The organism is Ardenticatena maritima (genome assembly GCF_001306175.1).
GTDB classification, from domain to species: domain Bacteria; phylum Chloroflexota; class Anaerolineae; order Ardenticatenales; family Ardenticatenaceae; genus Ardenticatena; species Ardenticatena maritima.
Genome location: NZ_LGKN01000004.1, coordinates 373,608 through 398,475, shown reverse-complemented (window position 1 = coordinate 398,475; position 24,868 = coordinate 373,608). Strand labels below are relative to the sequence as shown.

General features: G+C 61.8%; 18 protein-coding genes. 5 read left to right on the top strand and 13 right to left on the bottom strand.

The genetic code is table 11. The annotated features are described in order from the left end of the window. The first annotated feature begins 3 nt into the window (after window positions 1-3). The 3 genes from nuoL (at window position 4) to SE16_RS06520 (ending at window position 5,374) form a co-directional block, all read left to right on the top strand. Window positions 4-2,262, top strand: coding sequence for an NADH-quinone oxidoreductase subunit L (gene nuoL, locus SE16_RS06530; protein ID WP_054493724.1), 2,259 nt, complete (start codon window positions 4-6; stop codon window positions 2,260-2,262). A 30-nt stretch (window positions 2,263-2,292) separates the two neighbouring features. Beyond that, window positions 2,293-3,810 carry a complex I subunit 4 family protein gene (locus SE16_RS06525; protein ID WP_054493723.1) on the top strand — a complete coding sequence of 506 codons (1,518 nt, stop codon included), beginning with the start codon at window positions 2,293-2,295 and terminating at the stop codon, window positions 3,808-3,810. Window positions 3,811-3,880: 70 nt separating this feature from the next. Continuing rightward, a complete protein-coding gene (locus SE16_RS06520) occupies window positions 3,881-5,374 on the top strand; it encodes an NADH-quinone oxidoreductase subunit N (RefSeq protein WP_054493722.1) in 1,494 nt (497 codons plus the stop codon). Window positions 5,375-5,428: 54 nt separating this feature from the next. Here the strand turns inward: SE16_RS06520 and SE16_RS06515 are convergent, their stop codons facing one another. From SE16_RS06515 to SE16_RS06485, 7 genes are all read right to left on the bottom strand, one after another. Continuing rightward, window positions 5,429-6,376 (bottom strand): mechanosensitive ion channel family protein, encoded by a 948-nt coding sequence (locus tag SE16_RS06515; RefSeq protein ID WP_054493721.1) that lies wholly within the window; start codon window positions 6,374-6,376, stop codon window positions 5,429-5,431. Then, window positions 6,349-7,641, bottom strand: a complete 1,293-nt coding sequence (locus tag SE16_RS06510; protein ID WP_060687385.1) for a hypothetical protein — start codon at window positions 7,639-7,641, stop codon at window positions 6,349-6,351. Before SE16_RS06510 ends, SE16_RS06515 begins: the two co-directional genes overlap by 28 nt. 74 nt (window positions 7,642-7,715) lie before the next feature. After that, window positions 7,716-8,468: a PIG-L deacetylase family protein gene (locus SE16_RS06505; RefSeq protein WP_054493962.1), complete on the bottom strand. Its 753-nt coding sequence runs from the start codon at window positions 8,466-8,468 to the stop codon at window positions 7,716-7,718. Between the two features lie 11 nt (window positions 8,469-8,479). Beyond that, window positions 8,480-10,042, bottom strand: coding sequence for an amidohydrolase (locus SE16_RS06500; protein WP_060687384.1), 1,563 nt, complete (start codon window positions 10,040-10,042; stop codon window positions 8,480-8,482). Between the two features lie 40 nt (window positions 10,043-10,082). After that, window positions 10,083-12,674 (bottom strand): TolB-like translocation protein, encoded by a 2,592-nt coding sequence (locus tag SE16_RS06495; protein WP_060687381.1) that lies wholly within the window; start codon window positions 12,672-12,674, stop codon window positions 10,083-10,085. A 75-nt stretch (window positions 12,675-12,749) separates the two neighbouring features. Beyond that, window positions 12,750-14,777, bottom strand: coding sequence for a sensor domain-containing diguanylate cyclase (locus SE16_RS06490; protein ID WP_060687379.1), 2,028 nt, complete (start codon window positions 14,775-14,777; stop codon window positions 12,750-12,752). A 23-nt stretch (window positions 14,778-14,800) separates the two neighbouring features. Continuing rightward, on the bottom strand, window positions 14,801-16,027 hold the full coding sequence (locus tag SE16_RS06485) for an MFS transporter (RefSeq protein ID WP_160316951.1): 1,227 nt from the start codon (window positions 16,025-16,027) through the stop codon (window positions 14,801-14,803). Window positions 16,028-16,179: 152 nt separating this feature from the next. On the opposite strand from SE16_RS06485, the gene SE16_RS06480 reads away from it, so the two are divergent. Both SE16_RS06480 and SE16_RS16380 read left to right on the top strand, forming a co-directional pair. Then, window positions 16,180-16,431, top strand: coding sequence for a hypothetical protein (locus SE16_RS06480; protein WP_054492365.1), 252 nt, complete (start codon window positions 16,180-16,182; stop codon window positions 16,429-16,431). Between the two features lie 19 nt (window positions 16,432-16,450). Beyond that, window positions 16,451-17,740 carry a S8 family serine peptidase gene (locus SE16_RS16380; RefSeq protein WP_060687376.1) on the top strand — a complete coding sequence of 430 codons (1,290 nt, stop codon included), beginning with the start codon at window positions 16,451-16,453 and terminating at the stop codon, window positions 17,738-17,740. 58 nt (window positions 17,741-17,798) lie between these two features. Here the strand turns inward: SE16_RS16380 and mutM are convergent, their stop codons facing one another. The 6 genes from mutM to SE16_RS15945 all read right to left on the bottom strand — a co-directional run bounded on the left by mutM (window position 17,799) and on the right by SE16_RS15945 (window position 24,765). After that, the gene (gene mutM, locus SE16_RS06470) at window positions 17,799-18,635 is read right to left on the bottom strand and encodes a bifunctional DNA-formamidopyrimidine glycosylase/DNA-(apurinic or apyrimidinic site) lyase (protein WP_054493299.1); all 837 of its coding nucleotides are present in this window, start codon (window positions 18,633-18,635) and stop codon (window positions 17,799-17,801) included. A 17-nt stretch (window positions 18,636-18,652) separates the two neighbouring features. Further along, window positions 18,653-20,719 (bottom strand): thioredoxin domain-containing protein, encoded by a 2,067-nt coding sequence (locus tag SE16_RS06465; protein WP_054493300.1) that lies wholly within the window; start codon window positions 20,717-20,719, stop codon window positions 18,653-18,655. Window positions 20,720-20,859: 140 nt separating this feature from the next. Beyond that, entirely contained in the window at window positions 20,860-22,170 is a 1,311-nt protein-coding gene (locus SE16_RS06460; RefSeq protein WP_054493301.1) for an MFS transporter, read from the bottom strand. Next, complete coding sequence (locus SE16_RS06455; protein WP_060687374.1) at window positions 22,170-23,948, bottom strand: protein kinase domain-containing protein; 1,779 nt, start codon at window positions 23,946-23,948, stop codon at window positions 22,170-22,172. The genes SE16_RS06460 and SE16_RS06455 overlap by 1 nt, the downstream gene beginning before the upstream one ends. A gap of 26 nt (window positions 23,949-23,974) precedes the next feature. Beyond that, a complete protein-coding gene (locus tag SE16_RS06450) occupies window positions 23,975-24,520 on the bottom strand; it encodes a hypothetical protein (protein ID WP_161804517.1) in 546 nt (181 codons plus the stop codon). A gap of 80 nt (window positions 24,521-24,600) precedes the next feature. Further along, the gene (locus tag SE16_RS15945; protein WP_160316994.1) at window positions 24,601-24,765 is read right to left on the bottom strand and encodes a DUF5670 family protein; all 165 of its coding nucleotides are present in this window, start codon (window positions 24,763-24,765) and stop codon (window positions 24,601-24,603) included. Window positions 24,766-24,868: the final 103 nt, after the last annotated feature.

The following is a 24,868-nucleotide window of genomic DNA, read 5'->3' as shown; positions in this document are numbered from 1 at the left end:
GATATGGAATCTATCCTGAATTACACGCCGCTTATTCCGGTCTTTCCGATCGTGGCGTTTCTGAGCATCATCCTGCTGACGCGCGATAACAAGCGCCTCAGCTCGACGATTGCGATCGTCGGTGCGGCGCTCGCCTGGTTGCTCTCGTGGGCGGTTTTCTTCGCCAGCCTGGGGGCACACCTGGCTGAGCATCCGCACGTGCAGGTGCTCGACTGGCTCCCCACTGGGACCAGCATTTTCAAGATGAGCGTGATGGTTGACCCGCTGACGGCGATCATGCTGGTGATGGTGCCGTTCGTGGCGACGCTCATCTTCATTTACAGCACGGGCTACCACAATTTGGGCAAGCGCGAAATCTCCGAAGAGGAGTGGTTGCGCCTGACCCTGAGTGGCGGCAAGGAGATGCCGGAAGCGCCCTACGTGGAGCCGAAGTATTCGCGCTTCTTTGCCTATGTCTCGCTCTTCTTGGCGGGGATGCTCACGTTGGTGGTGAGCGGTAACTTGTTGCTGCTCTTCATCGCGTGGGAAATCATGGGCTTGTGCTCCTACTTGCTCATCGGTTTCTGGTTCTACAAAGATTCGGCTGCCAACGCCGCCAAGAAGGCGTTTTTGACCACGCGCGTTGGTGACGTGTTGCTCTTCATGGGGTTGGCATTGCTCTACAGCAAAACGGGCTCGCTCAACCTCTATGAAATTCTCACGGCTGAAAAGATTGAATTGTTGAAAGAAGCCACGGTTACGCTGGGCTTTATGAACATTCCGGCGTTGCCCACAATTGCGCTGTTGATTTTCGGCGGTGCGGTGGGCAAGAGTGCGCAGTTCCCGCTGCACGTCTGGTTGCCGGATGCGATGGAAGGCCCGACGCCGGTTTCGGCGATGATTCACGCGGCGACCATGGTGGCGGCTGGTGTGTTCCTGGTCGCGCGCATGTTGCCGCTCTTTGAGCCGCTGGAAGGCTCCTGGTGGCTCAACGTCGTGGCGCTGATTGGTGCGTTCACCGCTGTTTTTGCCGCAACGATTGCTGTGGCGCAAAACGATATCAAGCGTGTGCTGGCGTACTCCACTATCTCGCAGTTGGGGTACATGTTTGCGGCGTTGGGCATTGGCGGCTTTATCGCCGGTGTGTTCCACATGCTCACGCACGCCTTCTTCAAGGCGCTGCTCTTCCTGGGTTCGGGGTCGGTGATTCACGGTATGGAACATGGTGTGCACCATGTGGCGCACCACAACCATGGCCATGGCGATCATCATGACCACCCCGACCCGCAGGACATGTGGAACATGGGCAACCTGCGCAAGCACATGCCCGAAACGTTCTGGACGTACCTTGTCGGGACGATGGCGCTGGCTGGTATCCCCATCATCACAGCGGGCTTCTGGTCGAAGGACGAAATCCTGGCTGAAGCCTACGAAATCTGGACGCATGAAGGCTTGACGCATGGCGCTATCCCCTTCATCGTCTGGCTGCTGCTGACGATTGGCGCGGTGCTCACCGCGTTCTACATGGGGCGCCAGCTGGGGCTGGTGTTCTGGGGCAAGGAACGCACCGAAGCGGCGAAGCATGCCCACGAGTCGCCCCGCTCGATGACGGTGCCGCTGATGGTGCTGGCTATCTTCTCGATTGGCTTTGGCTGGATCAACATCCCCGACAACACGCCTGTGTTGGGGGCGATTGCCGAAAGCCTGGGCATTGCCGGCTGGCTGCACCACTTCCTGGCGGAAACGCATATGGCGGCGCTTGGGCATGAATACCATGGCGTGCCCTTTGTGGTGCCGGTGGCGACGCTTTCCAGCTTGCTGGCGATTGCTGGGCTTGTCGGCGGAATTTGGCTCTACAAGGATGTGACGGGAGACGCTACGGTTTCCGCCTTCGAGCGGGACCCGGTGGCGCGCCTGTTCGCCAAAATCCCGCTGATTGGGAAGCCGCTGTGGCGCATGTTGGAGAACAAGTACTACGTGGACGAAATTTACAGCACGCTGGTGGTGCGCCCAGTGGTGGCGTTCGCCGACTTCCTGTTCAAGTTTGACGATGCCTGGATTATTGACCCGATTGTCAACGGTGTGGGGCGCTTTGGGCGCTTCCTCGCCGACGTTGGGCGTATCATTGATGTCTACGTTGTAGATGGTACGGTCAACCTGGTAGGGTTCATGGCTGATGAATTGTCCGCCGGTCTCCGTCGGTTGCAGACCGGTCGTGTACAAAACTATCTGGTCATTTTGCTGGCCGGTGTGCTGGCGCTGGCCGGTTTGTTCCTGTCCTAATATCGTAGAAGCGAGGAGGCACTGGCCGAGATGAATGGTCTTCCGATTCTTTCAATCATCACGTTCGCACCGTTGGTTGCCGCGCTCGTGGTTCTCTTCCTGAACAACGAGCGTGCCATCAAAACCTGGTCGGTTTTGTCCAGTTTCGTCATCTTCTTGTTGACGCTCTGGCTTTGGTTTGCGGTTGACCCCAAGGCGTTGGGGCCGGGTGAATTCGCATTCCTTGAAGAGTATCAGTGGATTCCGGCAATCAACGTCTTCTACCGCATGGGGGTGGACGGGCTGAGCGTGCCGCTCATTACGCTGACCGGTTTGCTCACGTTCCTGTCCATCTTCTACAGCACGTATGTCATCAATCATCGTGTGAAAGAGTACTTCTTCCTCTTCCTTTTCCTGGAAGTGGGGATGTTTGGCGTCTTCACGTCGCTGGACTACTTCCTCTTCTACGTCTTCTGGGAAATTGGTCTGGTGCCGATGTACTTCCTCATCGGTATCTGGGGTGGTCCGCGCCGTGAATATGCCGCCATCAAGTTCTTCATCTACACGCTGGCCGGCTCGGTTCTGATGTTGTTGGCGATGCTGGGGCTCTACTTCAGCACGGGGACATTCGACCTGACGGCCTTGCCGGGACAGGAACTCTTCGGTGGCAACTTCGTGTTGAAGAGCCTCGCGTTCTGGGGCATTTTCCTGGCGTTCGCCATCAAGGTGCCCATGTGGCCCTTCCACACCTGGTTGCCTGACGCGCACGTGGAAGCGCCAACCGCTGGTTCGGTCATCCTGGCTGGTATCTTGTTGAAGCTGGGTGGGTATGGCTTCCTGCGCATTCTCATGCCCATCTTCCCCGATGTGTTCAACGCCTACTGGCCGGTGGTGGCTGTGCTGGCGGTGATTAGTATCGTGTACGGCGCGTTGGTGGCGATGGCGCAGTGGGACTTGAAGAAGCTGATTGCCTACTCGTCGGTCAACCACATGGGCTATGCCATGCTGGGTATCGCGGCGGCGGCGGCGACGCTGAACAGCAGCGACCCGGCGGTGCTGGATAGCCGCGCCATCGCGGTCAACGGCGCCATCTTCCAGTTCATCGCCCACGGTTTGATTACCGGCGCCTTGTTCTTCCTTGTGGGGGTGATTTACGAACGCGCCCACACGCGCGACCTGAAAGCCTTTGGCGGGCTGGGCGCGGTTGTGCCGAAGTACTACGCCTTTATGGCGGCCGCCACCTTTGCAAGCCTTGGTTTGCCGGGGCTGGCTGGGTTCGTGAGTGAGTTCATGGTCTTCCGTGGCGCGTTCGCCATTATTCCCTACATTGCCGCCATCGGTGTCATCGGTATCGTGGTGACGGCGGCGATGTACCTCTGGAAGATTATCCAGATGGTCTTCCTTGGCCCGCTCAATGAAAAGTGGAAAGATTTGCCTGACATGCACTGGTGGGAAATTGCCACGCTGACGCCGCTGGTCATTCTCTTCACGGTGTTCGGCGTCTATCCCAAGCCCATTCTGGACTATGTCAATGCCGGTGTGGTGGCGTTGTTGAATCTGATGGGGTAAGCGACCAACGTGGAATGGGGCGGCGCTGCAAGCCGCCCCCCGGCAAACTTTGTATTGTGGAGGCACGGACGTGCAAATCAACTGGGTTGATACAACATTCTTGCTCGCACCGGAAATTTTGCTGACCGTTGGTGCGCTCATCGTGCTGGTGTTCGACTTGTTTATTGAAGACGACACCAGCCCCATTTTGCCCGGCTTTACGTTCTTGGTGCTGGTGAGCGCATTGGCGGCGGCTGCTGCACATGCGGTGTTGGGCGTCAACGATGTGGCGTTGTTCATGTTTGCCGCCGACCCGTTGACGCACTTCTTCCGCTTGCTGGGTATTGGCGCGGCCTTGCTCGTTTTGTTGGTGAGCGTGAACTACGTGCAAGCCCGTAGCAAGCACACGGGCGAATTTTACAGCCTGCTGCTGTGGGTCACGTTAGCCGTGGTGCTGGTCGCGGGCGCTCACGACCTGATTTTGCTCTACCTGGCGTTTGAATTCCTCAGTATCACCAGTTATGTGCTCGTGGGCTGGTTGCGCGACGATACCCGCAGCAATGAAGGCGCGATGAAGTACTTGCTCTTTGGGGCGATTTCGTCGGCTATCATGCTGTACGGCATGTCGCTGCTGTATGGGGCGACGGGAACGACGCGCCTGACCGAGATTGCCGCCTTCTTCTTGCAGCCCGAAACGCAAATTACCGGACTCTACTCGATGGTCATCCCTGCGCTGGTCTTCTTGCTGGCGGGGATTGGCTTCAAGATTTCGCTGGTGCCCTTCCACCAATGGGCGCCCGACGCGTACGAAGGCGCACCAACGCCGGTGGCGGCGTTCCTCTCGGTGGGCTCCAAAGGCGCAGGCTTCGCCGTCTTGTCCCGCGTCCTGCTGGAAGCGATGCCGGCGTTCCAGGAACACTGGACGTCGCTCCTGGTGGTGCTGAGCATTCTCACGATGACGCTGGGGAACCTGGTGGCGCTGCGCCAGACCAACATGAAGCGCCTGCTGGCGTACTCTTCGATTGCCCAAGCCGGCTACATTCTGATGGGGCTGGCGGCGTATACGGCTGGTGCGCCCTTCCCGGCGGATGGGTTGTCGGGCGTGTTGGTTTACCTCGTGGCGTACCTCTTCACGAACGTGGGCGTTTTCATCGGCGCGGTGATTTTTGAGCAAGCCACCGGCTCCGTTGCCATCTCGGATTACGCCGGCTTGGTTCGCCGCTCGCCGTGGCTGGCCTTCACGTTCGTGGTCTTCTTCCTCAGCCTGGCGGGCTTGCCGCCGACAGCCGGCTTCGTTGGGAAGTTGGCGGTCTTTTACGCTACGGTCGCCAAGGGGCTTTACTTCCTAGCGATTATCGGTGTGCTGAACAGCGTGGTGAGTGTCTACTACTACTTCAACGTCATTCGCCAGATGTTCTTCATGCCCGCGCCGGAAGGAGCGGAACGGGTGCGCTTCCCGGCGAGCATGGGGCTGGCGCTGGCGATTTCGTTCGTGGGCACGTTGCTGATTGGGTTCTATCCCGAACCCTTCCTGAACCTGGCGAACATGAGCCGCGACTTCATCTCGGCCTTGCCGTTGCTCTAATGTCGCTACGTGCGATACCGTAAAAAACCGCTCTGGTTTCCCAGGGCGGTTTTTTTATGCCTGCTCATCGTGGCGTTGGGGGCGGGCGCGTTTGCCTTCTTGCGGTTCAAAGTAGAGCCGTTGGGTGGGATAGGCAAGGTCTATGTCGCGCTCTTGCGCAAAGGCGCGAAGCACTTCTTTCCACAGATATTCAGCGGTGCTACGGCGTTGGCGGGCGCGGGTCATATAGCGCATGGTCAGGCGTACACCGTTATCCACCACGTCGAGGTACACTGTGGGGGAGATGGTGGGGAAGAGAATGTAGTAGCGCCGCGTGGCGCGTTTAAGTTCGGCGTGCGCGGCGTCGGCTTCTTGCGCCCAATAGCGTTCCAGAATGTTGCGCAAGATGGTTTCGGCTTTCTCCCAGTTGCTTTCAAAGGTAATGACGACGGGAATTTCATTCCAGATATACCCAAAGCCTTTGGTGTAGTTGGCGATGGTATCGGTGAATACCCGTTGATTGGGAACGTGCAGAATGCGCCCCGTACTTTGCTCGTTTTGTACCCAATTGCCGATTTCCAGCAGCAGGGTTTGGAAGATGCGCAGGTCAATCACGTCGCCGCGCAAATCGCCGATTTGAATGCGGTCGCCGACGACGTAGGGACGCCGCCAGATGATGAACAGCCAGCCCACAAAATTGGTGAGCGGGTCGCGCAGGGCAATCGCCAGACCGGCGGAGAGCAACCCCAGGAACGTCGCGACGGAGCGAAAATCGTTGAACCAGAAGCGCGCCAGGAGAATCAAGGCGAGCACGCTGGTGATGTAACTGAACGTTTTTTGCAGGCTGAATTGTTGTTCAGGGGAAAGGTCGCGGCGTTCCAGGAGTTTCACCCATACACGGTTCGCCAGCCAGAGGGCAACAAGCACCACGATGCTCATTTGCAAGCGCCAGAGGGCGCTTTCTGGCGAGCCGATGAGCGATTCAAGGAAGGCGATTAGGGATTGCTGGTCAAAGGAAGGCATATGTTCTCCACCGTAAATGTGGGCACATTGTAGCCAAAATCATTCAACTGTTGAAGCACAATCGCCCCCTCACGCGCCAGCATGGTTTCGACGGCTATGCAGGCGCTCGCTGTGCTGCCGGTTTGCGCCCATGTTTCGCGGAAGATGGAAGCGGCGCGTGTGAGCGGGTGGGACGGCGCTTCGCGTTGCAGGCGTTCGAGCATGTGTTGCACAGAGAAGGGGCGTTGTTGGGCGGTGTAGAGCACGACGAGGTGAAAGCCGGCGAAAGCGCGCAGAAGTTGGCGCTCGGTGGTCGCGTCGTAGGTGGTGTCGAATGCACCATGCCAGAGCCGCAGGGTGTTGTCGTTCAGCACGCGCAACAAGAGCCGTTCGGCACGTTCCCATTCACCCTGTTGCAGGGCGGCGTACCCATCAAAAGCCGCCAACGCCAGCCAGTTGCTTTCCACCGGCATGGTTGTGCGTAAAACGTACGTGCTTCCGTTCCAATCCCAAATCTCGCGGCGGGGGTGTTCCAGCCGGTCGGGGGCGTCTTCGCTTTCGAGCAGGAGTTCCAGCGCCGGGTCGGTATCCCACGCCACCAGTGCAACGCGATGCGCGTAGGCGATGTCAATCGGGCGGGTGAGGAGCGAGGCAAAGGTGCGCCCGTTCCAGCGTTCGATGTGAACGGACGTGATGCAGACGAGGCGCGTGCATTGCCGCGTGGTGTAGGCAAGTTCGGCGAGGTGGTCGTTGTTGATGTCCCGTGCGTCCAGCAGGTGCGCTGTTGGTTCGCCTTGGGCGAAGGTGTCCAGCAAAATGTGGTAGGCGTCATTGCGGCGGCTCAGGACAAGCAAGGTGCGCTCTTCGGGGTTGGATGGATTGACATAATTTGCAATGAGTTCGGGTTTCGTATCATGGGTCACGTCGGCGGCAATCACACGCCCATCTTCACCGAGCGCCCCCCATTGCGCCAGCACGGACTGGAAGGCGTCGGCGTCGCCATTGACCACGCGGGCGATGCGGCGCAGGAGCGGGCTGTATTCGTCGAACAGGGCGGGCGGCGACGTGGGGATGAGGGGCGTCGCCGTCGGGGTTGGGTAGGGGGTGTAGGTCGGCCAGGGCGTGTACGTCGGCCAGACGGTGGGGGTGAAGGTGGGCACGGGGGTTGTGGTAATCAGCGGCGGGCGCGTCGCTGTGGGGGGCTGTTGGGCAAGGCGGGGGGTACCGCATGCGTTCAGCAGAAGCAGCAGGCAAAGCGCTATCAGGAACGTGAGTGTGAAACGCATGGTTGTGCTCGTGTCGGCATTCATCGGTCGGTTGAAAACAAGCCCACGCGCGAGCGCGCGTGGGCTTGCAGGCGTTAGGTCGCCGGGGCGCGTTCGTTTTGGGTTTCTTCTTCCTCTTCATCCCACACCAGCCGCAAGCGGCGGTAGCGTTCCACATGCCCGCCCGATTCCTCGCGCCAGGTGTGCAGGCGCTTCACCAACCCCTCAGGGTCGCTGAATTGGCTGCGGTGTTGCAAAATCGCTTCCACGCGCTTGTCGAACATGTGGTCGAGCGGGAGTTCAAAGTTGGGTTCACACGCGCCCGCCAGCCAGACTTCGCGCACATGGTGCGGTTCAAAGCCTTCTTCCAGCAGGACGGGGAAGAAGCGGAAGTTTTGCGACGCGGGGAAGACCGCGTCCAGCGCGATGACGCCGGCGGCGCGGTGGTCGGTGTGGTTGATGTAGCCGCTGTCGAAGTAGTAGCGTTGCGGGTCGGGCGCGATGACCACGTCGGGGCGGTAGCGGCGAATTTCGCGCACCACATTGCGGCGCACGTCAAGCGTATTTTGGAGTTCGCCATCGGGTTCGTCGAAGAAGACCACATGTTTGACGCCCAACACGTTCGCAGCGGCGCGTTGTTCTTCGCGGCGAATGCGGATGAGGTCGCGGGTGGCAAGCGTGCGGTCGTCGCTCCCTTTGCTGCCATCGGTAAGAATGAGGTACGTCACTTCAATGCCTTGTTCCGCCATGTAGGCGACTGTCGCGCCGCAGAAAAATTCGGGGTCGTCGGGATGTGCCATGATGACCATGGCGCGCTGGATGTGGCGTGGTAATGCGATGTTGTTCATCTGTTCCTCCTTCACGTGTTGACTTCCTCTCCCCCCACAAAGGTGCGCAACGGGCGCACGGTTGCCAGGTTTTCGGGGGGTGTGGTGAAGGGATTGTGCTCCAAAACGATGAAATCAGCGAATGCGCCCACGCTCAGCCGCCCCTCATGGGGCAAACCGGCGGCAACAGCCGCGCCGTGTGTGAAGCCGTCGAGCGCGTCGGCGAGCGCCAGCCGTTCGAGAGGATACCACCCTTCGGGCGGGTTGCCGTCCAAATCGCGGCGGGTGACGGCGACTTGCAGGTTCGGCCATGGGTTGATGGGTTCGATGGGGGCGTCGGAGCCGAATGCGAGAACCGCGCCGGCGGCGCGCAAGGTGCGCCAGGCGTAGCCAAAGCGCGCCCGTTCGCCCCAGCGTTGTTCCGCCAGCCGCCAGTCGCTCGCCATGTGGATGGGCTGCATGGACGCAATCACGCCCAACTGCGCGAAGCGGGGCACGTCGTCGGGGTGGATGAGTTGCACATGTTCGATGCGGTCGGGTAGGGTGCTGTTGTGCGGCGGTGCGGCTTCGATGGCGTCCAGCGCGGCGCGGTTGGCGGCGTCGCCGATGGCGTGAATGGCAACCGGCCAGCCGGCGCGGTGGGCTTCGGCAACCAGGGCGTGCAGTTCGTCGGGGGTGTAGGTGGGCAAGCCGAGTTCGTCCGGGGCGTCGCTGTAGGGCGCGAGCAGCCAGGCGGTGCGCGAGCCGAGCGTGCCATCGCTAAACAGTTTGAGTTGCCCCAATCGGAGCCGGGCGCTGCCACTGCCGGGATGTTTGCCGGTGGTGCGCAGGGCGTTGAGCGCGTCGTACATGGGCATGAAGAGAATGCGCATGCGCAAGCGGTTTTCTTGTTCGAGTGTCTGGTAGGCTTCCAGTGCAAGGGCGCTTTCAATGGTGTGGACGCCGGTCAGCCCCAGGGCGAGGGCGTCGCGTTGGGCGGCTTCCAGCGCGGCGACTTTGGTGGCCAGCGGCGGTTCGGGAATGATGCGGCTGACCAGCAGGCGGGCGGTTTCGCGCAAGATGCCCGTGGGTTCACCATGCTCATCGCGGTCAATCTGTCCGCCTTCGGGGTCGGGGGTGTCGGCGGTGATGCCCGCCATTTGCAAGGCAAGCGAGTTGCACCAGAGCAGATGCCCGTCAATGCGGCTGAGGGCGACCGGTCGAGCAGGCAGAATGGCGTCCAGGTCGTGGCGGGTGGGCAGGCGGTGTTCCACCCATTCGTGCTCGTTCCAGCCATGCCCCTCAATCCACATGGCGCTGGTGGTGCGGGCATACTCGGCGATGCGTTGCAGGGCTTCGGCGAGGCTTCGCGTGCCGCGCAGGTTGACGCGCTGTGTGAGCAGCGCCAGCGCGAGGAAGTGTGTGTGCGCGTCGGTCAAGCCGGGCAGGACATAGCCACCTTCGAGCGAGTGGGGTGTTGCCTGCACTTGCGGACCGAGGTCGTCGGGATGCCCCACCCAGCGGATGCGCTCCTGTTCGACCAGCATGGCGGTGTGCCAGGTGTGGGCGCTGTCGGGCGCGTAGATGTGGGCGTTAGTGAAAAGAATCGGTGGCATGTGGCTCCTCCTGTTGGTGGGTTGATACGCTTGGGGTGCGCTATCGGCGCACGCGTGTTGTTCCGGGTGCCAACCGCAACCGCCACAGGCTCTCCGCACCTTCCAGAAGCAAGGCGTCGTCGAGTGGGCGGGGGGCAAGGTGGTACGTGGGCGGCACTGCCGGACACCCGATGATGTCGGTGTTGGGCGTCAGGCGGGCGATGGGCAGCGGTTGCGCGTTGATGCTTTGGGCGTGCAAGAGCAAGGGGGCGTTTTCTTCCACACCCAGTTTGGCAAGCAGTCGCCCGTCCGGGCATATGACGGCGTTCCAGAGGGGGATGTTGTCGGTTGTGAGGATGAAGTTCGTGGCGTTTGGACGGGCGACGTTGGCGACGCGCAGCGTAAAGGTTTCGCGCGGTTCTTGCACCACAAACGCCAGGTGTGGGTCTTCCAAACGCAGCGACCACGCGAGCGAGGCGAGCCATTGCCCTTCGGGAAGGGGAAGCGCGAACGAGGTTTGCCCGTTCGTCAGGTCGAGCACGAGCAGCAAGGTGGGGGGACCATCTTGCCGCGGCTGTTGGCGCGTGCCGTACGCCAGGTAGCGCCCGTCGGGGCTGAGCGCGTGGATTTGTATGCGCTGTGCCAGGGAAAAGGGGCGGCGCTCGCCGGTGGCGAGGTCTATCAGCGCGATGTCGGTGTTGGTGCGGGTGTTGTATACCACCAGGCGGCGGGTGGCGGCGCTCCAGCCGATAGGCCATTCGCCGGGCGCCAGCGTCGCGGCGACGGGCGCAAATTCGCTGATGGTGGGGGTTTCGGTGGGGGTGAAAACGGCGTAGCGTGTGCCGAACCCCCGCGCGAGCGGATACCCCTGCACCAGAAGCGGGTCGGCTTCATCGGGTCGCCAGTGTGTGTAGTTGACACCGATGTCCGGGGTTTGCTGGCGTGGGCTGAGCCAGCCGTGGAATTCGGCGGTTTGCGCGTTGAACAGCAAGAACCAGTATCGCTGGCACGATTCAAGCCAGGTGAAGAAGAGGAAGCGGGCGGCTTCGTCGCCGCGTTGCGGAATTTGGCGAAAGCGCACGCTCGCTCGTTCGACCTGCACCAGTGGGGTTTCGCTCCCATCTTCAAGCAAGGCGAGCAGGGTGGTTGTGTTGCCCTCTTGCCGCGCGAGGAAAGCGACCGTGTTGGCGGGGGCTGTGCCAAACGGCGGCCAGACGCCGCCCAGTGGTTCCCGCACGGTGATGCGCGCGGCGCGCAGGTGTCGCCCTTCGGTGAACCATTCGCCCTCTATTTCAACCAGGGCGTTGGTGGGGATGCATGTGGGGGGGATGTCCACACCGACGCCGCTGGTGATACGGGTTTGGGGTGTCAGTTCGGCGATGAGCGGCGGTCCGTTTTCTTCGTTTTGCAACACGAAGGCGGGCAAACTGCTGTCGTACAGGGCAACGTGGGCGTAGCGCGGCAGCGTCTCGGCGGGCATGGTGCGTGATGTGGCTGGTCGTCCCTCGATGAACGCCAGCAATTCGGCTTCGAGTTCGCGGAGCGTGCGCCCGTAGAAGGTGTACAAGCAGGTATCCCAGGTGGTGCATGAGGCGTTGAGCATACGCACCAGCGTGGCGGGGGCGTCTTGTTCGGCAAGGTAGGCGGCGGCGACATGCGCGGCGGCGTCCAGCATTTGGGGGGAGACGAGCACCCCACTGCGCAATGGTGGAGTGAAGGGGGCGCTCAGCGCGAGCCGCCAAGAGGTTTCCTTGCGGAAGGGGTGTTGCCACGTGGCGATATAGTCGCGGTAGGCGTCGTCATCCAGCGCCCAGCGGGCGGCAAGAACGTCGGCGGCGGCGCGTACCAGCACATCATGCGGAGCGTCGGTCTCGGCGGCGGGCAGGGCACGGGCAACCAGCGTGTGCGCTAGCGCCAGGCGCACACGTTCCGCGCCGTCGCCGTCGGGTGGCAGCAACAGCGGCGAGTTGAGCACGATGCGCTGTTCACCGGCGAAGATGAGCGGCGGTTGCAGGTCGTGCGGCTCAATTTCGATTTGTTTGAGCGCGTTTGTCTGCGTGCCGGCGTCCAGCAGGGCGAAGAGCGCGGGAAGGTCGCGGGCGAGGGTGTCGGCAAAGGTGCGGTCGCGGGGGCGGTAGATGACGTACACGCCGTTGGGCAACTGTTTGGCGCGTCGCTCTTCTCCCCATGCTTCGGGGGGCACTTCGGTGCGTCGCCAACTGCCGCGCCAGATGCGATACGCCCGCACATAGGGCACGCCGTTGAGGGTGAGGTCCACCAGCGCCGTATCGCCCTCGATGGCAATGCGCTGAATGTCAACCTGCACGGGGCGGGCGGCGTCCGGTGGGGTGAAGGTGCGCTCGTAGGCGGTCCACCAGGTGTACGAAACCCCTTCGGCGACGAGGTAGGGAATGCGTTCGGTGCGCCCGAAGAGGCGGTCGCGTTCTTCGGCAAGAATGAAGGTGCGCAAATCGGCTTCCATGCGGTCCAGTTGGCGCGCCCACCAGAGGCGCGCGGCAAGCCCGCCGATGAGGAGCAGAAGCAGTGCCACAAGCGTCAGCCGAAGCAGGGTGCGGCGTGTCCAGCGCCGGGCGGGCGTGGACGGCAGAGACGGCAATGGTTCATCTTCTTCGGTGAAGCGCCAATCAAACATGCTTCCTCAACCGATGGGCTCGTGGTTGAGGAAAAGTATAGCAGAAAATGAGCGGCGAAGCAGACTGGTGGGCGCTCATGGTGTGCCAAACGAATCGCGCCCGGCTTTGCGCCGCCGTTTGTCTTCGTACATGAGTTCGTCGGCGCGTTTGATGGCGGCTTCCAGCAAAGCGCCCGTGCGGGCAAACGCGCCGCCGATGGACATGCTGAGCGGGATGGGGTGTTTTGTTTCTTCGTTGTGTTGGCGAATGTGCTGACGCAGGCGATACATGGCTTTTTGGACGATGTCGGGTGTGGTGTTGGGCAGAAGCACGATGAATTCATCGCCCCCCAACCGCGCCACAATATCGTTTTTGCGGAACGATGTTTGCAGAACGTGCGCCGCCCGTTTGATGAGTTCATCGCCCGCTTCGTGTCCGTAGGTATCGTTGGCGGCTTTCAAGCCGTCCAGGTCCACCACAACCACGCCCACAGGGACGGCGCTGGCTTGCAGCGTGGCGCAGACTTCCTCGAAGTAGGCGCGGTTGTGCAAGCCGGTCATGGCGTCGTGTGTGCTCTGGTAGCGCAATTTTTCTTGTTCGCGGCGCATGGCGGTGATGTCGGTCAGCGTGACGACGACGCCGGTAGGCGCATGCCCATTCCCGGCGCTGAGCAGGCGTGTGGTCAGCGCAAACCAGAGAATGTCGCCTTCGGGGTGGATGTATTGCACAATGGCGTCTTCAAGCACTTCACCTGTGCGCAACGTTTTGAGCGGCGGCGTGTTGGTTTTCGTCAAGGGGATACCGTGCTCATCCAGGAATTGAATATCGCCGATGAAGAGGCGCCGTGCTTCCACGTCGTTTGGGTTCAGCCCGAGCATTTCAATCGCGGTGGGGTTGGCGTCGCGGATGAAGCCGCGCGCGTCAAGGGTGAGGACGCCCTGCGCAACCGCTTCGATGAGCGCGTCGGCTTTGCGGGCTTTCCGATGGAGCGCTTGTTCAGCCATTTTTTGGAGAGTGATGTCGCGCCAGACGCCTTGCCAGCCACGGATTTGCCCCTGGTCGTCGTACCACGGGAGCGAACGCTCTTGCACCCAGATGGTGCGCCCGTCGCCGGTATGGATGCGGTATGTGGCGACAAAGGGGCGCGTGTCGCCTTGTTTCCAGCGTTCGTATTGCTCGATGCGGTGGAGCGTGTAGGCGTTGTGGGGTTGCGATTCGCGGATGATGAACTCGAACCCTTTTTCGTTCAGTGTTTCCGGCGAATAACCGAGCATGTTTTCGATAGTCGGGCTGAGATACTCAAAAGCAAGCGTTTGGCGCGATTGGCGAAAATAGACGTCACCGCTGCCTTCGATAAGGGCGCGTGCTTGTTCGGTGGCGTTGTGGAGCGATTGCAAGAGCGCGTGCCGTTCGCTGATGTCGGTGAGGGTCAAGACCAGTACATGCTGGTTGTGGAACGAGAGAGGGCGCACCGTAAGGTGCAGGGTAGAGGCGTCAAACGGCAATTCTTCCTGCACTGTGTCGAACGTACCGGTGATGACGCCCCCCAGGCGTTCGAGCAGGCGTTGCAGGGCGCTATGTTGATGGCATTGCGCGTACTCGGTGAGCAGGCGCAGGTACGGTTGCCCAACGAGCGCCTGCGGAAGCGGCGGCGTTGCCGCGATTGCCAGGTCGTTCCAGCGTTCGTTGGCGCTGATGACGCGCCCGTCCAGGTCCAGCACGAGCAAACCATGCCCCAGCGCACTCAGCACAATGTGCACAAAATCATCGCGGGCTTGGACGCGCTGTTGCGATTGTCGCCAGCCAAGCGTCGCGCGGTGAAGATACCAGCGTGCCAGCGGCGGCGTCAGCAGGATGAAGGGCAACGCCCAGCGCGCAACGTTGGCGTACCACGCCAGCGCGGTGAACATGAGCGCCCCCGCACTCGTGATGCCGAGGGCGCGCTTCACGTCAGATGTGGGCAATGTCAAGAGGGGAAGCCAGGCGAGCGCCAGCCAGGCGAGAGGGTGCATGTTCTCTTGCCAGAGGCTCAACCCGACGGCGGCAAGCGCCAGCAAGGCAAAAGCCCCCCATGGGCGTGCAAGCGGGATGCGTGATGCGGCGGTTGTGTTTTCCTGGTTCATGGTCCCCATTGCGCATGTCTTTGTCAGGATTGTGCTTCATCGTGTTCCCAATGGTGGACGGCGTGCCTGATGCGCCAGATGCAAAACAGGCTGCTTATAGCAAACACTGTTGCGGCGCTCATGTGAATAGTGAATTGTTCCCATTGCCACAACCAACTGCCCAAAAATCCCCCCATGGTACGCCCCATTTGAAGCCCCATGCCGATGAGCCCCACAACCGCGGCGCGTTGCGTAGGCACAACTTCGCTGGCAACAGGCAGAAGCGAGACAATCCCAAATTCAAAGCCGAAGAGCGCCAGCGAGAGGATGAAGACGGCGGCGGTGAGCGAGCGCCCCGCGACTGTGGGAAGCGCCAGGAACGCCCCCACGAGCAGAAGAAGCCCCAGAATCACGCTGCGAATTTTCCCGACGCGGTCGGTGAAAAGCGCCGAGGCAATTTCGGCTGCGCCTTCGGCAATGCCGAAAAAGGTCGAAGCAAACCCCAATGTGGCGAGTGAGATGGTGTGCAGGTTTTGCAGCCAGACGCCGTACACAATGAACGGGGTTTCGATGGCGGCGCTGAGGAAAAACGCGCCCAGAAAAAGCCAGCGCACGGTGGGCAACCGCCACAATGAGCGCCACAATGCCAACAGCGCCCGCCCGTTGAACGCTTGCGGTGCGTGGGCGTCGGATGCGTGTTTGGCGGGGGGGGGCAGGCGTTGCACGAGAACGGCTCCCCCCACTGTCAACGCCGCCAGCACCAGCCAGGGGGCGCGCCACGAATAGCGCGTGATGAGCCACGTGCTCATGGGCACGCCGATGAGCCAGGCGAGCGCCCATGAGAGTTCGTTCAGCCCTGTGATGGTGCCCCGTTTGGCGTAGGGCACGCGGTCGCCGATGTAGGCGTACATGGCGGGACCAAACGCGGTGAGCGCCAAGCCCAAGCCCAGAAAGGCAATCGCCGCAACCCAGGGGTGGGGCAGAAGCGCCAGCATGGCAAAGGTTACCGCGCCGATGGTGAGCGTAATTGCCATGATGCGCCGCCGCCCATACGTGTCGGAGAGTGGTGCGAGCACGGGCGCGGCAAATCCCGCCAGTGTGCGCAAGGTGACAAGTGCGCCGGTCTGCTCCACGGAAAGCCCCAGCCCGTTCGAGAGCGGTCCCAGGAAGGGATAGACAATGCGCGAACCGGCGGACAACCACAAACGGGCGATGAAAATCACGCTGATTTCACGCCAAAAGTGTGTTGTGGGGTGGTTTTGTTGCTCCATCATTGCCAAACCATGCAGCAAATTGTAAAGTGAGTAAGGCTAAGTCTATGGGCAACGGTGCAAAAGGCAATGCGACGGTGTTGGCGTGAACCGAATTCAACGCGCGTTTTCGTTTAGTGGAGCGACCACGATTGTTTGCATGGAGTGTGTGCATGACGATTTTCCCGCCGGAATGGGCTGAGACTTTGCGAGCCGCCCCACAACGCCGTGTTGCCGCGATTGTGCGCTTGCATGCCGACGCCCCCGAAGATGAAGGACTATGGAAGGCGCGCGGTTTGCACGTGCGCCGACGCTATCGGTTGATGAACGCCGTTGCGGTTGAAGGTCCCGCTGCGGCGCTTTTAGCCCTGGCGGATGAGCCGTGGGTTGAGCGGATTGAACCCGACCCTGAGGTCCACTTGTGAGCATGAAAGGAGCAAGCGCATGAATCCCGAAAAAATCCATCCCCGATTGCAGGCGGTTCTCCAAGCCGAAACAGGCGTGAGTGATGTGCGCGAAGCCGCCACGCGCACCGACCGCCGTCTGCCTGTGATTTGCAAATACCGCGAAACCGACGCGGCGACGCGGCGGCTGCAAACGCTCTCCGCCAAACGGGCGTACCGGCTGGTGCCCGCGGTGGCGCTGGAGATGACGCCGGCGGATGTCGCGGCGCTGAGCGACGACCCCGATGTGGAAGTCATCTGGTACGATGAAGAGGTGCACACCTGCCTGGATGTGAGCGTCCCCAAAATCAAAGCGCCGCAGGTGTGGGATGTGGGCGTGCGCGGCGCCGGCGTCAAAATTGCGGTGGTGGATACGGGCATTGACCCCAATCACCCCGATTTTGCCGGGCGCATTGTCGCGATGACGGATTTCACGGGGGAAGGTGCGGCTGACAATCACGGACACGGGACGCATGTCGCCAGTATCGCCGCAGGGAGCGGGGCGGCGAGCGGCGGGAAGTTTGTCGGGGTGGCGCCTGAGGCGTTGTTGTTGGCGGCGAAGGTGCTGCGCGGCGACGGTTCGGGGCGCACCAGCGATGTGATGGCGGGGGTTGAGTGGGCTGTTGATGAAGGGGCGCACGTCATCAATCTGAGTTTGGGGAGCAGTTTCTCATGTGATGGAACGGATGCGCTCAGCGTGCTCTGCAACAATGCTGTGGCGGCGGGCGTGGTGGTCTGTGTCGCCGCCGGCAATGCGGGTCCCTCAGCGCGCACAGTGGGGTCGCCCGGCTGTGCGGCGGATGTCATCACGGTGGGCGCGTCGGACGACAACGATGCCGTCGCCAATTTTAGCAGCCGTGGTCCTACTGCGGACGGACGCACCAAGCCCGATGTGCTCTTCCCAGGGGTGAACATTGTTGCAGCGCGCGCCAGCGGCACGAGCATGGGCACACCTGTGGATGCCTCGTACACGCAAGCCAGCGGCACCAGCATGGCAACCCCGCATGCCGCCGGCGCGGCGGCGCTCTTGCTAGCCGCCAATCCGGCATTGACGCCTGCGCAAGTGAAGGAAATTTTCCGCCAGGCGGCGATTGATTTGGGGCTTGACCCCAACACGCAGGGGGCGGGGCGCGTGGATGTGTGGGCGGCGTATCAACTGGCGATGGACGGTGCGCCACCGCCCCCACCACCTCCACCACCTCCACCGCCACCCCCACCCCCGCCAACACCGCCGCCCGGCGATGGCTGTTTGACGTCGGTGGTGCGGTTGTTTGGCTTGGGGAAGAAATAGCCTGCACACGCCAATAGGTTCGGCAAAAACAGGATGGGCGCGCGCCCATCCTGTTTTGTTATGCCGGCAAACGCTGACACGAGGGGCAAATGTGCGTGCCTCGCTGGGCGACAACGAGGCGTACAATCGGCGTGCCGCACCGTGGGCATGGTTCTCCCGTGCGGCGAAAGACGGCTAAGGCGTCCTGGTTGCGCCCCCGCCGACGCCCCACGCTGTAAAAATTGGCTTCGCCTGTGCCGAGCGTTGTGCCCATGTTGGCGATGCCGCGCATGAGCACAGTACGGATGGCGGCGTGCAGGGCGTCGCTTTCGGCGCGGCTGAGCGTGTGGCTGGGGCGCTGGGGGTGCAACTGCGCGTGCCACAGCGCTTCATCCACGTAGATGTTGCCAAGCCCCGCGATGAAGCGCTGGTCGAGCAGAAGGGGTTTCAGTTGGCGGCGATGGGCTTGCAGGGCAGTGTAGAGCCATTCGGGCGTGAACGCTTCGCCGAGCGGTTCGGGTCCCAGGTTGCCCAACACCTGCGACGGGTCATCCACCAGATACCAGCGCCCAAACTTGCGCGTGTCGTGGAAGCGCAAATCGCGCCCATCGTCCAGTGTGAGAAGCACATGCTCGTGTGGGTCGGGTGGCGTGTGCGAGGGGGGCAGCGCCAGCCGACCCGTCATGCGCAGGTGAATGAGCAGGGTGTCGCCGGTATCGAGCGGGAGCACCAGGTATTTGGCGCGCCGTCCCACGTCGTTGATGCGAGCGCCGCGCACGCGGGCGACAAACGCCGCGGGGTCGGGCGTGGCGATGGTACGCGCCCAACGGACATGCGCCGCTTCGATGCGGCGTCCCACCAGGTTGGCGGCTTTCAAATCGCGGGCGATGGTTTCGACTTCGGGCAGTTCAGGCATGGGGCTCGCCTCGCAGGTCAGGTGATGTCGAACGTGTCTAGTTGTTGCGCCAACACGTCGGGCGTGTGGGCGGGCGCAAGACAGACGAACCGGCGGCAGAGATAGGCGGTGGCGCGCTCGGCGTGCAGTGGGCGGTCGCGCAGGAGTGGGATGAGCGTTTCCACGTCTTCGGGGGTGGTTTCGGTGCGCGCCGCCAGCACTTTGTTGGGCAGGTAGCGCGTGTGGATGACCTGCAAAAAGGGCGGCAGGTGGCTGGATAGACCGACCAGCGCCAGTTCCGCCACGGGACCCACGGCGAAATCAACCGCGCACAGCCAATTGGCGAAGCCCAGCGGCTGTTCCGCCGCTGTTGCGCCCACCAGGTGGAGTGTGGTTTCGCCCCGTTCGCGGAGCGTCTGGTCGTCGGTGAGCGTTGCCAGGCGCAGAAGCGCCAGCGCCGCCATACTGTTGCCGCTGGGGGTGGCGTTGTCAATGACGGATTTGGGGCGCACTACCAGGTCGGTGGCGTCGGCGGCTGTGTCAAAAAAGCCGCCTTGTTCGGCGTCCCAAAAATCGCGCACCATGATGTCCGCCAGGGCGCGCGCTTTGCGGATGTAGCGCGGCTCGAATGTGGCTTCGTACAGCGTGATGAGCGCGTCAACCAGATAGGCGTAGTCGGTCAGCATACCGGCAACACGGGCTTCTTGCGTGCGTGGACTCCACGTATGCCACAAGCGCCCGTCGTCGCGGCGGAGCGCCGACAAGAGGAAATCGGCGGTCTCAGTGGCGATGCGCACCCACTCGCTGCGCCCGAACACAGCGCCGGCTTCGGCAAAGGCGCGCACCGTCAGCGCGTTCCAATCGGTGAGCACCTTGTCATCGGTCGCGGGGGGCACGCGGTGTTGCCGCGCTTCAAAGAGACGGCGGCGAATCTCCGCCATGCGCGCTTCCAGGTCTTCGGGTGCAAGCCCCAACTCGGCGGCAATCTCGCGCGGGTTGCGGGGCACCCACAGCACATTGCGCCCTTCCCAGTTGCCGCCTTCACGCATGGCGTAGAAGGCGACGGCAATGCGGGCGTCTTCTTCACCCAGCAGGCGGCGCACTTCGTCCACCGTCCAGACGTAGAATTTGCCTTCTTCCCCTTCACTGTCGGCGTCCTGGCTGCTGTAAAAGCCCCCCGACGGGTCGCGCATGTCGCGCACGAGATAGGTCAAGGTTTCTTCAACGATGCGCTGATAGCGTGGCGCATGGAAGGCTTGCCAGGCGTGCAGATAGACCGAGGCGAGTTGCGCGTTATCGTAGAGCATTTTCTCAAAGTGGGGTACAAGCCAATAGCGGTCTACCGAGTAGCGGTGGAAACCGCCTCCCAGTTGGTCGTAGATGCCGCCGAACGCCATGCGGTCGAGCATGGTGATGAGCATACGCATGGCGTCTTCACTGCGTGTGCGTCGCCAGGCGCGCAAAAGCAGTTCCAGGTTGGTGGGTTGTGGGAATTTGGGGGCGCGCCCGAAACCGCCCCATTCGGGGTCGTAGTAGCGCGCCATTTTGCGCACCGCGGTTGCCAGCAGGTCGGGCGAGAGGGTGCGCGGAGTGGAAGCAATGCGCGTGTTGTTGTGGATGAAGGCGACAAGTTTATCGCCCTGTGCGATCAAATCTTCGCGCTGGTGTTGCCACGCATGGGCGATGCTCTGCAACACCTGCATGAACGACGGCATGCCGTAGCGTGGTTCGGGGGGGAAGTAGGTGCCGGCGTAGAACGGTTTGCCGTCGGGCGTGAGGAAAACCGACATAGGCCAGCCCCCTGAGCCGGTGAGGGCTTGCACGGCTTCCATGTAGATGGCGTCCACGTCGGGGCGTTCTTCGCGGTCAACCTTGATGTTGACAAAATGCTCGTTCATGAATGCGGCGACTGTGGGGTCTTCAAACGATTCGCGTTCCATGACGTGGCACCAGTGGCAGGCGGCGTAGCCGATGCTGAGGAAGATGGGTTTGTCTTCGGCGCGGGCTTTGGCAAAGGCTTCTTCCCCCCACGGATACCAGTCAACCGGGTTGTCTTTGTGTTGCAGCAAGTAGGGGCTTGTTTCGTTGGCAAGGCGGTTTGGCATACCGACTCCTTTGTTCTTCCAGGCGGTTTGTTTCGGTTGAAACCTATTTGCGGGTGTGATGGAAAGTATAGCACGCTTCTTCTGAGGGGCAGAGAAGGGCTTTTCTTTCCGGGTGTTTTCAGGCGTGGGAAAAGTGGCGCTCAGGTGGTGGATGTGGGTGCGTGAGGGGCTTCCGGCAAGCGCCAGATGGTGATGGCGGTAATGCCAACCAGCAAAAGGGTGAGGACGACCATGCCGTCAATACCGCGCCATTCGGCAAAAGGTCCCCCAAGCCATCCGCCAAGCAGTTGCCCCAGCCCCAGCAGAACGCTGTAAACGCCCATAATCGCGCCGCGGTCTTGGGCGTAGCCTTCGGAGATGTCGGCCAGGTAGGCAAGCCCCGCAGGCGTCAACCCCGATTCGAGCAACAAGCCAATCCCCAGCAGGAACAACCACCCCCAGACGAGCGCGCGTTCGTGGAGTGGTGTATGGTTGATGGCGAAGATGACCAGCGCCACTTGCAACATGCCCGCCGTGCCGATGAAGAGCGTGCGGCGCACCCCAACACGCGCCAGCAAGCGCCCCCACAGGGAAATCCCCACCGCAAACGTGAGCAGATAGCCAAAGAAAATGACGCCGATGGTGGTGCCTGAAAAGCCCCCCACCAGCGATTGCCCCTCGAAACGAATATCGCCCCCCAGTTGGTAGGTGGCGTGGCTGAACCATAACCCGATGATGGCGTTGACGGCGAGCCATGCCGGCGCGAGCCGCAGGACGGCGGGTTGCGCCATGAGGCGCAGTTTGTGCGTCAGGGGGGTGCTGAAATCCTTGTCTTGCGGCAGTGGGGGGATGCCGAACCAGAAGATGGCGCTGCTGAGCAGGTAGAGTGCGGCAATCACCAGAAACGCGCCCAGTCCCAGCGCGTCCCACAGCATGCCGCCCGCCAGGCTTCCCAGCGCGAAACCGCCCAGCGTGCCCACTTCATACGCCGCCATGGCGCGCCCACGGGTCGCCGTGTCGCCGCTGGTCATGCTGGAAAGGTAGCTGAGCGTGGCAGGCACACTGACCGCCGTGGAAAGTCCTTCCAGCAGGCGCGTGAAAATCAGAATGGCGATAGCCAGCAACGCCGACGGGATGGTGAGCACGCCCAGCGTGAGCAGGACGGCAATCATCCCCAGCAAGCCGCCCCATGCCATGAATGCGCGGCGGCTGGAACGGTCGCTCAGCGCCCCTGCAAAAGGTGAGCCGAGAAGTTCGCTGATGTAGAAACTGGCGCTGATGAAACCGACCAGCGTGGCGCGGACAGGGAAATGCTCGCGGTTCAGGTAGGCGAGAAAGAGCGACAACGTCACGCCTGTGGCCATGCTGGCCATGCGCAGGCAAAGGCTGCCCAGCACGATAGATTGCAGCGCACGGCGTTGTGCGTTTTGGCTGAGGGGGCGCGTGTTCGGCTGGATGTGTTCAGTCTGCATTATTGGGTTGCCAGAAGCAGTTGCAAGGTTGGGTACGTGCGCAGGTCGTTCACGTCAAGGGTTGATGTGTTGGCGATGCGGCTTTCCGGTGCGTCGGATTTTTCATTGTCGTTGTCTTGCAGGATGAGCGCATAGCGCAGCAGTAGGCTCTGCTCGGGAACGCCCACAGGTGTTTGTTGCCAAGGGATGGCGGCTTCGAGTGTGTAGCCCTCGCTGCTCGGCGCGGCTTGCACGCGAATCTCTTTGGATGCTTTTTTGTCGGCGGTTGTGATGAAAGCGGCGGGCTTGTTTTTGTTGAAATCGCCGGGAGAGAGAACAACTTCCCAGACGTCGGGAAGCGCACTCGTGAGCGACAACCGCAGGGTCAGCGAGTCGCCGCGCGCGATTTTGTCGTCTTTCCAGCGTTGCACCAGCGTATCGTCGCGGATGTAGGCGCCCAGATAGAGCATAGTGTTGTCCCACGCCAGCCAGACAATGCCGCTGGCGTCGGCAAGCCCTTGCCAGGCATTGCTCCCCTCGATGGGATAGAGGACGTCGAACCCCGTATGCGTCCACTCGCCAAGCCGCCCATCCACAGTGGCGCCGCCGGCGGTGTAAGGAATCCCCGCCAGATTGAGCGCCAGGTTGGGCGTGGGGGCGCTGGTCGGCGAGGGCGGTGGTGTCGGCGAGGGTGGCGGGGTCGGCGTAGGCGACGGCGCTCTGGTTGGAGTGAAGGTGGCGACGGGCGCGGTTGCCGTCGTGGTGGGGAGCGCAACGGCGGCGGCGTTTTGTTGCGCGCGTCCGCCCAGCATTTGCGCGGTGAGCACGCCAAACGCGACAACCCCCAGCGCCAACAGGGCGAGTGCGCTCGCCATCCAGGTGGAGATGGGCGCGCGCGGCGGCGGTTCAGCCGTGACGTCGGCGGTGGCGGTGGCGGGTGGGGGGCTTTCCGCTTCCGTGGGCAGTGTCACCAGCCCCGTGAGGGGGCGGGTGGTGTCGGTGCTGGCGTCGAGGTAGTGTTGCAACCAGTCTGCCACGGCGCGGGCGTCCTCAGGGCGAGCGTGTGGGTCTTTTTCGAGCATGCGGGCGACAAACCGCGCCAGCCCGGGCGGCACGTGTGGGTTGAACGCTGTGAGCGGCGGCGGTGTTTGGCTCAGGTGGGCTTCCGCCATGGCGCGCGCACTGAGGGCGTCGAAGGGGTGGCGACCGGCAAGCATTTCGTAGAAGATGATGCCGAGGCTGTACACGTCGGCGGCGGGTGTGGGCGGCTCGCCGCGCAACACTTCCGGCGCAACATAGGCGGGCGTGCCCCACACTTCACCGTTGGGGCGTTCGCCGGGCAGGCGTGCAATGCCAAAGTCGGTGATTTTCACGCGCTCCGTGGGCATGACGATGATGTTGTTGGGCTTCAAGTCGCGGTGGATGAGGTGGCGTTCGTGAATGGCGGCGACCGCTTCCGCAATTTTCAGGAAGAGACGCGCCGCCCGTTCCACCGAGAGCGGCGCTTCTTTGTCCAGCAGGCGGCGCAAATCATGCCCAGGCACGTATTCCATGACCATGTAGGGCTGTCCATCCACTTCGCCCACGTCGTAGATGGTCACAATGTTGGGATGGTCCAGCACTTCGGCGGCTTTGGCTTCGCGCCACAACGAGGCGTCGGGCGAATGAAAGACCTTGATGGCAACGCGGCGCGACAACGCCTCGTCCGTTGCCAGCCACACCGTAGCGGTTCCGCCACGGCTCAACTGGCGTTCGATGAGATAGCGATTGGCGAATTGGACGCCCGGCTCAATGCGCATGGGTGATGCTCGTCAGCAGTGTTGGTTTATTCGACAACGCGCGGATGCCCGTAAAGCCACCAGTAGCGTTCGGGCGGTTGGTAGCGTTCGGGGTCTTCGTTGGGCAGAACAAAATCGCCGCGTTGCCAGTACGAGCGCAAGAGGCGGTCGAGTGCGACGACGCGCCCCTTCAAATCTTTGATTTCCTCGGCGTCGCCCGCTTCATCCAGCAAGCGCTGAATGCGCAGGCGTGTGCGGACTTCGCTCGGATACTCGCGCACCGCCTGGCGGCTGCCGTCTTCCACGCTTTGCAGATACCAGCGCCAGGAGTCGGTGTAGGCTTTCAGTTCACGGGCGATTTTGCGCAACCAGTCGGCGCGGCGATAACTGCGGATCGTTTCAACCTGCTTTGCCAGGTCGGCGACTTTTTGGCGCTGTTCGGGCGTCAGGTCGTCGCGGCGCGAGAGATCGTCAAGCAGTTCCAGCAATGCGCCGATAGTCAGTTTGGCGAGATGTTCGCCTTCGGGTGGGTAATAGGTGATGGTTTTGAAGACTTTGTCCTCGTCAAGGTAATCTTCAAGATGCTTCACCATGCTTTCAAGTAAGGCTATTTGACTTTCCCCAGACGGGTGCATAAGCCCTCCTTCAAGGTTGTTTGTGCGTTGCGGGCGGTTTACAGAATGCCTGTGTAGTAGAGGAACGCTATAATCGCCGCACCCAATAACAGGTGCAGAAACAGCCCGCCAAGTTTCTTGATAAACCCCCATGCCCAAAAGAGCAGAAAGATGCCGGCAATGACCAGGATGATGGAATTGCCTTGCACACCTGAAAGGTCCATAGGTCTTTCTCCTCACAATCACTGTTTGCCTCAAAAGTATAGCCCCATCCTTTGGGCTTTGCAATCGCCCCAAAATGGGCTTTGTGTATAATCGGTGCAGATT